We start from the raw sequence: 12426 nt of genomic DNA on the forward strand, positions 1-12426 counted from the left end.
GTGGCACGCAAATGAAAGGCGCCGGACTTCATTGCTGAAGCCCGGCGCCCTTGTTTCCATCCAGGATTGCTTGAGACTATTCGTCTTCTTCCTTGAAGAGCTCCTCGCGCGAAACGGTCTCTTCGGTAACCTTGGCCGTCGTAAGGATGTGGTCGACCACCTTGTCCTCGTAGATCGGCGCACGTAGCTGCGCCATCGCATTCGGGTTCTTCTGGAAGAACTCGACGACCTGCTTTTCCTGGCCGGGATATTGGCGGGCCTCGGCGATCAGGGCCTGGTTCACTTCCTGCTCGGTGATGCGGACGTCGGCAATGCGGCCGATCTCGGCAAGTACCAGGCCGAGGCGCACACGGCGTTCGGAAATCTTGCGGTACTCGTCTTTCAATTCGTCTTCCGACTTGCCTTTGTCCTCGTCAGACACCCGGCCTGCGTCCATTTCAGTCTGCAACTGTTGCCATATCTGGCCGAATTCCTGCTCGACCATGTTCGGCGGCAGATCGAAATCGTGCGCATCATCCAGCTTGTCCAACAGGTCGCGCTTTGCCTTGGCCCGCGAGACATTGTCGTGCTCAGCCTTGAGCTGGTCCTTCACAAGCCCCTTGAGCTGGGCCAGGTCCTCAAGACCGAGCCCTTTTGCGAATTCATCATCCAGTTCAGGCGATTTAGGTGCGCGGACTTCGCTCACCTTGACCTCGAATACTGCAGCCTTGCCCGCCAGATCAGCCGATGGATAATCCTCTGGGAAGGTAACGTTCAGCTCTTTTTCTTCTCCGGTTTTGACGCCGAGAAGCTGTTCCTCAAAACCCGGGATGAACCGGTTTGCGCCGAGAACAACCGATTGTTGTTCAGCTGTACCACCTTCGAACGCAACGCCGTCGACCTTGCCAACGAAGTCTATGACGACCGCGTCGCCGTCCTTGGCTTTCGCCGTCTTGGCGCGCGGCTCGTATTGGATGTTCTGCTCGGCGATACGGGCGAGGGCCTCGTCGATCTGCTCGTCGGAGACGTCTGCAACGGGACGCGTGATCGCGATTGTCGAAACATCAACCGGTGTGAATTCCGGCATCACATCGATATGCATGTGGTACGAAAGGTCGGCCTCGCCTTTGACAACGGCTTCCATGTCCGCGTCGAGGTGGACGTTTGGCTGGCCCGCCGGACGTAGTTCGTTTTCCTCGAGGGCCTTCTGGTTGGTCTCGTCGACGAGCTTGTTGACCAGTTCCCCCATCAGGTCGCGGCCGAACATCTTGCGCACATGCGCAGCCGGCACCTTGCCGGGGCGGAACCCCTTGAGCTTCATTTGGGGCCGAATTTCCTCGATCCGCTCATCAAGCTTTGTCTTGAGTTCGCTCGCCGGAACCTTCACTTCGAATGTGCGGCTAAGACCTTCTGCCTTGGTCTGGGTAACTTCCATTGGTTTATTCATCCGTTTTTGGGGTCGCGAGGCAAAAAAGCACGCTGGAGGCTGTGTGAAACCTGTCTGAAGGCGCGGCTTATGTCATAGGCGAAAGCCCCTGTCCACGCAGACTATGCGGGATATGCTGCATGTTCAGGAGCCTGGTGCGGATGAGAGGACTCGAACCTCCACGCCTTGCGGCGCTGGAACCTAAATCAAGTGTGGATTCGGAGACCAATTGAATAGATTGAGATTTTTAAGTAGCGCGCGCCACACACTCGTTGGCGTGTGCCGCCCGCGACACAAGTTGGCGTCACGTGCCGCGCTTGTGACGTGCCATTCGGATAGCATCGTCCGTTCAGAATTGGCCGGTCATTTGGATCATCGGCGCACCCAATGCCGCCAAATGGCTGATCATTTCTTTTTGGTACTCAGAATTTCGTTCTGGTTCTACAATCGAGGCCAATTCCACACCAAGCGTTGTGAATTTGAGGATCGGAACGGGGAAGTTTACTTTTTCCTTCACGGGCACATCCGGAAATCGAAAAACAAAGGTCTGGTCCACGTTTTTAAAAGGTAAGATCACCGGCCTATCGTCATGATTTGTAACGTTCAAACTTAAGGTCAGATTTGATGACAGGATCCCGAGGTCCATCATTTCGAGCAGAATGGGAAAGCTCAACCCATAAGCGCCCATCTCGCCGACAGCTGGATTTTTTCCTAACGTCAAGATGAACGACGTTCCCGCTCCGATAACTCGAAGTCCATAAAGCATTCGTAGCGTTTGAGCTTCCTTTGTCGACAATCCCCCGACAAACTTCAAAGTCCTTTGCGAAAATTTACCTGGGTTGCGTATCTCTCCCGCAAGAATACGCGCAAAAACTGCGCGAAGCTCTTCAGACGACTTGGCAGAGGCCTCTCGATCAAATGTATTGAGCCAGTCCTCTTCAATTTCTCCATCTGGTTCATCTTGTGGAGGAGGATTGTCGACTAAATCTTCTCCGGCCATCTCAAATATGTCTTGCATGGTGACATTCTCGCGAAGGATTCGCGAGGCTTCCTTCGCCATCGCTCGCGCCACTATTGGATTTTTATTCGGATTGTTCGCTAGCAATTCAGCGGTTCGCTGCTTTATCGCATTTCTTGCAATCTGATCTGCTTCAATGCTTTTCGCCCAATTCTTGAGATGCGCGTCGGGAACATCCAATGCGGAATCCAACAACCTTCCACCGCACTTCAGGAACAATTTTGCAGCCCAGCTTGGGACCGCGCCAAGAAAATTCGCAGCCCAACTTTCGCCGAAAGCAGCTGCAATCGAAATTGATTGCTCTTCGTCCGATAGAGATTCTTCTGCGGAAGTTACTTCCGACTCGTTAGTGATGGCCATCGGACGGAAATAACGTAGTTCGTGTTCCGTTCCAAGCTACTTGTTCGAATTACATACTTGCGTAACTGTGGTGCGGGTAAAGGGACTCGAACCCCCACGGGTTGCCCCGACGGCACCTAAAGCCGTTGCGTCTACCAATTCCGCCATACCCGCACTTCGTTGAACAGACGTTCCTAATCTACTTTTGTAGAAAGGAAAACCTGAACCGACCGAATCTACACACTAGCTTTTTGTAGTGACTCTGACATCCGTGACAGGACGCCCTTACCCTTTGCCGTCAACCTGACCCTGACGACCCGATGGTCTGTAGGATCGGGAAATTTCTCGACCAACTTTAAGGACTGGCGACTACCTGAAGGTCTCTCTTCTCCGACACGCGTTTTACCCATGCGCTCGTCTGACATTGAACGAAGAATTCTCGACATACTTGGGCGCGCAATACCAGTATGGTCCGAAATGTCCGAGCTGATTGGTGCCTCCCCGTGGACCTCTGTGTGGCGAGCTACATAGATCAGCACCGCTGCGTAGGACGCTGGAAAATCCATCTCAATGGCTCTCAGTTCATTCACCAATCGCCCAAGGTTGTTCAAACTCTCAATAGTGTACATCGATACCTCATTGTTGTTGGAGCAAGAGACTCATCTGCGGTTCGCGTCACACCGCACGTCGAATCTCACACCTAATTTGCACCAACTTAGAGGTTACAGCAAACTCGCTATCCTAGATTGTAATTTTATGCGGTTTTCGAGCTATCTTCTGCCAGCACTTGTATAGTTGATTGGTCGCACTAAGAATCGAAAAGCAGCGACCCTCGGGATAAACTATATAACTGTTTGTATTTGTTTATTATTATAGATTTCGCGTTGGAATAAGAACCTAAATCCAGTGCGTCTACCAATTCCGCCACATCCGCGATGGGCGGTTCCTACGCGAGCGGGCAGGCCGTTTCAACAGGAAACACCATGCGCCCGGATTTTCAGGCTTTTTCGCCGTGCAGGGCGCTCAGAATGTCGGGAATCTGCCGCTCCAGGTCTTCTGAAACCAGCCCCGCCCCCACCCGCCTTCCCGCTTCGCCATGAAGCCAGGCGGCCATCGCGGCGGCCTCGAACGTGGGCATGCCTTGTGCCATGAGACCGGCAATCAGCCCCGCCAGCACATCGCCTGAACCGGCCGTCGCAAGCCAGGGAGTCGCATGCGTGTTGACGATGGCGCGCCCGTCAGGTGAAGCAATCACGGTGTCCGCCCCCTTGAGCAGCATAACGCACCCGGCCTCCTGCGCCGCGCGCCGCGCTACCTCAATCTTGTTGACCTCGGAATCAACGAGGTTCCCGAAGAGCCGACGGAATTCACCAACGTGCGGTGTCATGATGTCATCGGGCCGCAATCTCTTGAAAAGAGACTTCGGCGCACTGTCGAAAACCGTCAATGCATCGGCATCCAGCAAAACCCGGGCATCGGATTTCAGCAGGATTTCAACATTGGCGCGGGTCGCGGGCGTTATACCGGCAGCCGGGCCAATCACGAGAACCTGAGCGGCGGCTGCCGCCGATTGGAGTTCCTCGGCACTGTTCATGGCCTGCAGCATGACGGCCGTCAGGTGGCACGCATTGATGGCCACAGCGCCGGGCGGCGACAGGACCGTGACCAGACCAGCCCCGACTCTCAGGCCCGCCGTCGCGGCCAGGCGCGCAGCACCCGTTGCAGATGCCGGGCCGCTCATGACTTTGAGGTGACCACGTTGGTGTTTGTAGGCCGCGTGACCCGGACGCGGCATGATCGGCGCCCACAATATCGGGCTGTTTTCGAATGCGGACGCCTGCACCGGCACGCCGATATCGGCGGCCGCAACCAGTCCACAATAACTCGCTGCGGGCTGAAGGACATGCGCGGGACGCAGGCCCGCAAACGTCATCGTCCCTTCGGCGCGGAAACAGGGCCCCAGCGGCTTCGCAGTCAGTCCATCGATGCCAGACGGTACGTCAACCGATACAACCCTGCCGCCTCGCTGCGCCAGCTGGGCTGCCACCCCGTCCAGCGGTCGCGACAGCCCACCGCCAAAGAGGGCATCAAGAACGATATCATGTGGCGCCTCCAGGGCTGCCTCAAGCGGATGAGCCTCGCCGCCCCAGAGCGCTGCTGCCTTGGCGGCATCGCCGGTCAGCGATGCGGTATCCACCGAACAGAAGACGTCGACCTTGCGCCACAGTTTGGACAATCGTTCTGCTGCGACGAAACCGTCGCCACCATTTCCACCAGGCCCGCAGAGGACCTGAATTCTTCCTGCAGGCCAGCGCGCATGAAGAAACTCCGCGACGGCAGTGCCGGCGCGAGTCATCACCTCAAAACTGTCGGTGCCTGCTGCGAACACCGCCTGTTCAGCGGCGGTCATTTCCTGCGGTGTAATGATAGGTCTGCCCATGGGGCGTGGTCATAACACGCGTGTTGCGGATTCGCTGCCATATTCAGCAACTGAGAGTGCGCCACTTGCCCGCACCAACTGCGTTACCGAACAATGCCCCGGACGAAACACGACAACCCTCGGGTCCGCCTCGATCATCCCGACAAGCGCATTGATCGCAACAAAGTGCGAGAAAACGACGGTGTGATCGGGAAGCCCTGTGACGAAGTCCAGCATGGCACGGCGCCATTCGTCGAAACTGTGTGTGCCGCCTTGCCATTCCCCCGCCATCAGCGTGCGAAGCCAGACGACGCGGTCTCCGATGCCCTCCGGCGTATCAATCTCTGATACTTCCGGCGCTACGGTTGCGACCAGGCCAGTGCGCTGTTCGAATGGGAACGCCGTTTCCCGGCATCTCAGCATCGGGCTCGTAATGGCAGACTTGGCTCCAAGCGCCACCAATGTGTCCGCAGCAGCTGCCGCCTGCTTCTGGCCAAGCGCGCTCAACCCCGGATCAGGGTGATCGCCCCAGCCTGCTGCGGCCTCGCCGTGCCGTACAAGATAGATCACGCGGCAACCTGAATCTGGTCAGCCTCGATCCCTATGTCGGCGCACACGTCCAGCGCATGATGATATGCGTGCGGCGTAGAGATGTTCAAACGCGCGCGGGCCGCCGCGAGCGGTTCATGCAAGAGCGCAATAATGTCCTCCCGCACAATGCGCGATGCGGCGGCGCCATTTCGCCGGCCTTCCCTGAAGCATTCCATCACGCGGGCTTCTTTCGGCACGGATTTCATGATCTGGCGAATGCCCATGAACGAAATGAAGATCACGCCCAATCCCGGGTTTTGGCTGTGAGTGAATGCGAGAAGGCTCGCCTCGCCCAACGCGTCACGGCCATATCCGGTGAGCACATGAAACAGGTCGTGCGTATCGCGCAGGCGATTGCCGTACCAGAAATAGTCGTCATCGAACTCGCGCATCGCGCCTCGGAATTTCTCGCTTTCGTCGACCAGTCCCTGAGCGGTGAGCCCTTCGCGTTCCATGAAGTCGACATAGGCGCGTCCAACCGTTCCTTCGGGCAATGCGCGAATCCACTCATGATCGTCCAGGAGCGGCGGCAGGTATTCTTTTTTCTCGAGAAGCTTCTGGCCCGCTTCGCTGGCTGCGAAAGCCCGGAAGTTCTTTTCGAACGACCGCCCGTTGAGTGCCTCTATGATATGGAACACCTGTTCGGTGTCTTCCTTGTCGGCGATCAGCTTCTGCATGTGCTTCCAAGCGACCAGAGGACGAAACTTTGCCGGACGGCGATCTGGATGGATGAACACTTCGGTCATTGAATTCTGCTCTCGCTGTAATTTCTCTGCCTGAATACCATAGGCCGCCCGGCAATAAAAGTGACGCAAGCGTCATATTTTTTCAATCGGAACCACTCACTCGCCGCTCATTTTTTGGGCACTGATGTCCAATATTCGACCACGCATCCCGATCAGCCAGCTCTTTCGGTATCTTGTGCTCGCCTCTCAGCGCGAGTGAGCCTACCCAAAATCAACATCAATTCAGCGGCTGGGAGAACATGGGCCATGAAGAAAATCGAAGCAATCATCAAGCCGTTCAAACTGGATGACGTGAAGGAAGCGCTGCAGGAAATCGGCCTGCAAGGCATGACCGTCATCGAGGCCAAGGGTTTCGGTCGGCAGCGCGGCCATACCGAACTCTATCGCGGCGCTGAATATGTCGTTGATTTCCTCCCCAAGCTCAAAATCGAGATCGTGCTGGCGGACAGCGCTGTCGATGGCGCAGTCGAAGCCATCAAGAAAGCGGCGCACACCGACAAGATCGGCGACGGCAAGATATTCGTTTCGGCCGTTCTTGAGGCTGTGCGAATTCGCACGGGAGAAACAGGCGACGCTGCGCTCTAATCCTGCAATAGTAACATTCTAGACTCAGCAAACCGTTTAATCCTGGAGGGCAAATCCAATGGCTGACAAGCTACTGAAAATGATGAAGGACGAGGACGTACAATACGTCGATCTTCGTTTCACCGATCCGCGCGGCAAGATGCAGCACGTGACATTCCACAAAGGCATGGTGGGAGACGATTTCTTCTCCGAAGGCCAGATGTTCGACGGCTCGTCCGTCGCCGGCTGGAAAGCCATCAACGAGTCCGACATGCTGCTGATGCCCGACCAGGACTCAGCCATTATCGACCCGTTCTTCCAGCAGACGACGCTGGCCGTAATGTGTGACGTACTCGATCCAATCACGGGCCAGCCCTACAATCGCGATCCGCGCACGACCGCCAAGAAAGCCGAAGCCTATGTCAAAGCGGCCGGCGTCGGTGACACCGTCTTCTTCGGCCCTGAGGCAGAGTTCTTCGTATTCGACGACGTACGTTGGTCGGTCGAGCCGCACAATACCGGCTACAGCTTCGATTCGACGGAACTCCCGATCAATACAAGCAAGGAATACCCGATGGGCAACATGGGTCACCGCCCGGGTCCAAAAGGTGGTTACTTCCCGGTACCCCCTGTTGATTCCGAGCAGGACATGCGCGGCGAAATGCTGTCGGTCATGGGCGATATCGGCCTGGACCCTGAAAAGCACCACCACGAAGTGGCACCGGCCCAGCACGAACTCGGTCTCAAGTTCTCGACCCTGACGGTGATGGCTGACCGCCTGCAGCTCTACAAATATGTCATCCACAATGTGGCGGCATCGTACGGCAAGACTGCAACCTTCATGCCCAAGCCCATGTTCAAGGACAACGGTTCGGGCATGCACGTCCACCAGTCGATCTGGGGCGGCGGCAAACCCCTGTTCGCGGGCGACAAGTATGCTGGCCTGTCCGAAATGTGCCTCTACTATATCGGCGGCATCATCAAGCACGCCAAGGCGCTGAACGCGATCACCAATCCGTCGACCAACAGCTACAAGCGCCTCGTTCCGGGTTACGAAGCCCCCGTCATGCTGGCCTATTCGGCCCGCAACCGTTCGGCTTCGATCCGCATTCCATTCGGGTCCAACCCGAAAGCCAAGCGTATCGAAACACGCTTCCCCGATCCGACAGCAAACCCGTATCTTGCCTTCGCAGCCCTGCTCATGGCGGGCCTCGACGGAATCGAGAACAAGATCCATCCCGGCGACGCCATGGACAAGGATCTCTACGACCTGCCGCCGGAAGAAGCCAAATCCATCCCGCAAGTGTGTGGATCGCTGCGCGAAGCCCTTGCGGCGCTCGATGCAGACCGTAAATTCCTCACCAAGGGCGGTGTTTTCGACGATGACCAGATCGATGCCTATATCGAACTGAAAATGGAAGAGAACATGCGCTACGAACTTCACCCACACCCGGTGGAATTCGACATGTACTACAAGGTTTAAGAGCCGAATCTCTCTCTCTTAAGCCTTGTGGGGCCGGCATCTTCGGGTGTCGGCCCTTTCTTTTTCCCCCTAACATGTCCGCCAGAAAAAAAGCCCCGAACCAAAGGTCCAGGGCTTTCGAATTCTTACGTTTACCGGACGGCTCAGCCGGCTTCGGGCTGGCTCTTCTTCGAATGGACGTAGAGCGGCTCGGCATTGCCTTCGACCACTTCGCCATTGATGACGACTTCTTCCACGCCGCGCAGGTTCGGCAGCTCGAACATCGTGTCGAGCAGGATGCCTTCCATGATCGACCGCAGGCCGCGTGCACCCGTCTTCCGCTTGATCGCGCGGCGCGCAACGCTGGTCAGCGCCTCAGGCGTGAATGTCAGCGAGACATTCTCCATGTCGAACAGCTTCTGGTATTGCTTCAGCAACGCGTTCTTGGGCTGGGTCAGGATCTCGATCAGGGCGCCCTCATCGAGGTCTTCCAGTGTGGCGATGACCGGAAGTCGGCCAATGAATTCGGGGATGAGGCCGAAGCGCTGAAGGTCTTCCGGTTCCGTGTTGCGCAGGATTTCGCCCACGCCGCGCGCTTCCGGATCCTTGAGCGAGGCGCCAAAGCCGATCGACGCATTCTCGCCGCGCGAGGAAATGATCTTGTCGAGCCCGGAAAAGGCACCGCCACAGATGAACAGGATGTTGGTCGTGTCCACCTGCAGGAATTCCTGCTGGGGATGCTTGCGGCCACCCTGGGGTGGCACAGCCGCGACCGTGCCCTCCATGATTTTCAACAGCGCTTGCTGGACACCTTCACCCGACACATCGCGGGTGATGGAAGGATTGTCCGACTTGCGCGAAATCTTGTCGATTTCATCGATATAGACAATGCCACGCTGGGCACGTTCCACATTGTAGTCAGCCGATTGCAGGAGCTTCAGCACGATGTTCTCGACATCTTCGCCGACATAGCCCGCTTCTGTCAGGGTCGTGGCGTCAGCCATGGTGAAGGGCACATCCAGGATGCGCGCCAGTGTCTGGGCCAGCAATGTCTTGCCGCAACCGGTCGGACCAACCAGAAGGATGTTCGACTTGGCCAGTTCCACGCCATCGGTTTTGCCGGCATGCGACAGGCGCTTGTAGTGATTGTGCACGGCGACCGACAGGATGCGTTTCGCATGGCGCTGCCCGATGACATAGTCATCCAGGACGTCGCAGATTTCCTGTGGTGTCGGAACGCCTTCTCGCGACCGGACCATCGCCGTTTTGTTTTCTTCGCGAATGATGTCCATACACAGCTCGACGCATTCGTCGCAGATGAACACTGTCGGTCCGGCGATGAGCTTCTTAACTTCGTGCTGGCTCTTTCCACAGAAAGAGCAATATAGCGTATTCTTTGAATCGCCTGAGCCGTTTTGCTTGGTCATGCCGTCCTCAATGCCGGGTAAGGTTTAACGGGGCCTTTAAGCGCCCTCACCCGGTTTCTTAATATGACAATAAGGGTCAGGGCCCACCCTGCAAGAGGCGGGCCGCATTTGATGGGGAGCGTTGCCGCCTATTTTTCGTCCTCGTTGTCTCGCCGCTCAAACACCTTGTCGACAATGCCGAACTCGACGGCTTGTTCCGCCGTCAGGAACGTGTCCCGGTCAAGCTTGCGCTCGATCACGTCATATTCCTGACCCGTATGCTTAACGTAGATATTGTTAAGACGACGTTTCAGGTCGATGATATCCTGCGCGTGACGCTCGATATCTGTAGCAACGCCTGAATATCCGCCCGACGGCTGGTGCAACATCACGCGCGCATTTGGCAAGCAGGTGCGCATGTCCTTCTCGCCGGCCGCCAGCAGGAGCGAGCCCATGCTGGCCGCTTGTCCGACGCAGACGGTCGAGATCGGGCAGCGGATATATTGCATCGTATCGTAGATCGCGAGGCCCGAGGTGACGTAACCACCAGGACTGTTGATATACATCGCGATGTCTTTTTTCGGGTTCTCGGACTCAAGAAACAGCAATTGGGACGTGATCAGCGCAGCCATGCCATCGTCAATTCCGCCGGTGACGAAAATGATTCGTTCTTTAAGAAGGCGCGAAAAGATGTCGAACGCCCGCTCCCCCCGGCTTGTCTGTTCCACCACCATGGGAACAAGGTTGAGGGCAGTCTGGTACGAACTCGTCATGAAATCAGGCCTCAGGGCTGGCTGTCAGGAATCTCTATTCTGCCAGAACTGGCAGAATGACCTATATTTGTCCACGCGTGACTGACCGCAAGAGGCTTTGGGCTGTGGAATGCGCGCTTCAGCGCCATGGCCACTCCGACCCGCCACTCGGCAATGGCGCCGACGGGTCCCTCATGAAAGCAAGATAGTCGGCATGGACGGTTTCGGCCTGCAGGTCTCGCAGCAGCATATGATAGCCGTTCGGATAGTATACCGTGCGGACGTCACCTGGCAGGCTCTTCGCTGTCCGTTTTACGCCCGCAGGCGGTATCACCAGGTCGTTCGCGCCATAAGACACGAGGGTGGGCAAACCTGCTGGCAAGCGCCCAGCCCGCGTGTGCGCCGTCTCCATCAGGCTAACCACGCCATAAACCTGGTCGATCCGGTTGAAGGGCATCATCAGTGGGTCAGACCAGGTCCGCTGCAGCATCTCGACATTGTCCGAAGGTTCGATCCTCACCAGTCGGCGCGGCGGTCTCACGATCCAACCCGGGCGCATTTGCGTCGAAGCCCAGAGGCTCACCCTGTAGACGGGGTTCATCGCCCCCCATCCCCTCAGGCCGGGACCTGAAGCAATGAACCGGTCAGCGGCCGGGGGCTCGTCCGAACCGAACGCGCTCATGGCGACTGCCCCACCCATCGAAATGCCCACAACCGTGATCACAGCCTTGGGGTGTCGTGCCCGCGCGATCCTCACCGCCGTGCGCAGGTCTTTGCGCATCAATTCCTCTTCGGGCCAAATCCCTCGGCCGGGAGAACGGCCAAACCCGCGTTGGTCATAAGCGTAGGTCGTGACGCCATTCGCCGCCCAATAGGGCGCCGCCATATGGAAGGCGTTGGCATAGTCGTTCATGCCATGCACGCCGACCACGACAAGCTCCGGAGTCTCGGTCCCCTCAGCAGGCCAGACCGTGAGCCCCAGTCTCGCCCCGTCTTCGGCGATGAACACTTGGTTTTCTGGGTCGAAGCGAGGCGTAACCGGTACTGACACGAGTAAGGCTCCTTGCGTGACAGGATGAGTGCAACTGGCAAACATGAAAACCGATATCAGGAGTGTCAGGAGTCCAAGGCACCCCGCACGGCGTGCCGAAGTTCCGGCAAAACGTCCGTCTCGAACCAAGAATTTCGTTTCAGCCATGCCGTATTTCTCCAACTGGGATGAGGTATAGTGAACATACGCTCACTTGTAAAGCTCTTCCAGTTCCTGACCGTTTCCGTCAGCGACCTGCCCGCGCGTTTGCCGAGGTGCCATTTCTGCGCATAGCCACCCACCAGAATCGTCACCTTCAGGTCCGGCAATCGCGAGAGCAAGTCAGCTCGCCACGCAGGGGCACAGCGCTTCATCGGTGGCAGGTCGCCGCCCTTGTCGTCATTCCCCGGGAAGCAAAACCCCATGGGAACAAGTGCAACCCGCGAAGCATCATAGAACTGGTCCTCCGACACACCCATCCATTCTCGCAGCCTGACTCCCGACGGATCATTGAACGGCGTTCCCGTCACATCAGCCAGATTGCCTGGTGCTTGACCGGCAACGAGGATTCTTGCGCTGCTAGCGACCTGCAGCACAGGATTTGGCGCACGGCGCATGTCATGCTCGCAAAGGCGGCATGCTCGGATCTTGGTGAGATATGAATTGAGATCGTCTGCCATGCTGTCATATCTGA

The 12426-nt window shown here is 57.1% G+C and carries 11 protein-coding genes and 1 tRNA gene; 2 read left to right on the plus strand and 10 right to left on the minus strand.

Annotation, left to right across the window (positions count from 1 at the left end; all coding sequences use genetic code 11):
• Positions 1-76 precede the first annotated feature (76 nt).
• From tig to AC0L7I_RS12020, 6 genes are all read right to left on the minus strand, one after another.
• Positions 77-1414 (minus strand): trigger factor, encoded by a 1338-nt coding sequence (tig, locus tag AC0L7I_RS11995; RefSeq protein ID WP_473399154.1) that lies wholly within the window; start codon positions 1412-1414, stop codon positions 77-79.
• 340 nt (positions 1415-1754) lie between these two features.
• Positions 1755-2783, minus strand: a complete 1029-nt coding sequence (locus AC0L7I_RS12000; RefSeq protein WP_473396658.1) for a DUF2806 domain-containing protein — start codon at positions 2781-2783, stop codon at positions 1755-1757.
• Between the two features lie 68 nt (positions 2784-2851).
• Positions 2852-2936 (minus strand) — tRNA-Leu (locus AC0L7I_RS12005).
• Between the two features lie 823 nt (positions 2937-3759).
• Positions 3760-5202 (minus strand): NAD(P)H-hydrate dehydratase, encoded by a 1443-nt coding sequence (locus AC0L7I_RS12010; RefSeq protein ID WP_473396659.1) that lies wholly within the window; start codon positions 5200-5202, stop codon positions 3760-3762.
• Between the two features lie 9 nt (positions 5203-5211).
• Positions 5212-5751: a histidine phosphatase family protein gene (locus AC0L7I_RS12015; protein ID WP_473396660.1), complete on the minus strand. Its 540-nt coding sequence runs from the start codon at positions 5749-5751 to the stop codon at positions 5212-5214.
• The gene (locus AC0L7I_RS12020; protein WP_473396661.1) at positions 5748-6518 is read right to left on the minus strand and encodes a Coq4 family protein; all 771 of its coding nucleotides are present in this window, start codon (positions 6516-6518) and stop codon (positions 5748-5750) included. The genes AC0L7I_RS12015 and AC0L7I_RS12020 overlap by 4 nt, the downstream gene beginning before the upstream one ends.
• A gap of 246 nt (positions 6519-6764) precedes the next feature.
• On the opposite strand from AC0L7I_RS12020, the gene AC0L7I_RS12025 reads away from it, so the two are divergent.
• Positions 6765-7103 (plus strand): P-II family nitrogen regulator, encoded by a 339-nt coding sequence (locus AC0L7I_RS12025; protein WP_373007491.1) that lies wholly within the window; start codon positions 6765-6767, stop codon positions 7101-7103.
• A gap of 58 nt (positions 7104-7161) precedes the next feature.
• On the plus strand, positions 7162-8565 hold the full coding sequence (gene glnA / locus AC0L7I_RS12030) for a type I glutamate--ammonia ligase (RefSeq protein WP_473396662.1): 1404 nt from the start codon (positions 7162-7164) through the stop codon (positions 8563-8565).
• 143 nt (positions 8566-8708) lie between these two features.
• Here the strand turns inward: glnA and clpX are convergent, their stop codons facing one another.
• From clpX to AC0L7I_RS12050, 4 genes are all read right to left on the minus strand, one after another.
• The gene (gene clpX, locus AC0L7I_RS12035; protein WP_473396663.1) at positions 8709-9971 is read right to left on the minus strand and encodes an ATP-dependent Clp protease ATP-binding subunit ClpX; all 1263 of its coding nucleotides are present in this window, start codon (positions 9969-9971) and stop codon (positions 8709-8711) included.
• Between the two features lie 128 nt (positions 9972-10099).
• On the minus strand, positions 10100-10723 hold the full coding sequence (locus tag AC0L7I_RS12040) for an ATP-dependent Clp protease proteolytic subunit (protein WP_473396664.1): 624 nt from the start codon (positions 10721-10723) through the stop codon (positions 10100-10102).
• Between the two features lie 118 nt (positions 10724-10841).
• Entirely contained in the window at positions 10842-11753 is a 912-nt protein-coding gene (locus AC0L7I_RS12045; protein ID WP_473396665.1) for an alpha/beta fold hydrolase, read from the minus strand.
• Positions 11754-11818: 65 nt separating this feature from the next.
• A complete protein-coding gene (locus AC0L7I_RS12050; protein WP_473396666.1) occupies positions 11819-12412 on the minus strand; it encodes a uracil-DNA glycosylase family protein in 594 nt (197 codons plus the stop codon).
• Positions 12413-12426: the final 14 nt, after the last annotated feature.

The sequence above is a fragment of the Hyphomonas sp. J20-32 genome, from assembly GCF_055808555.1.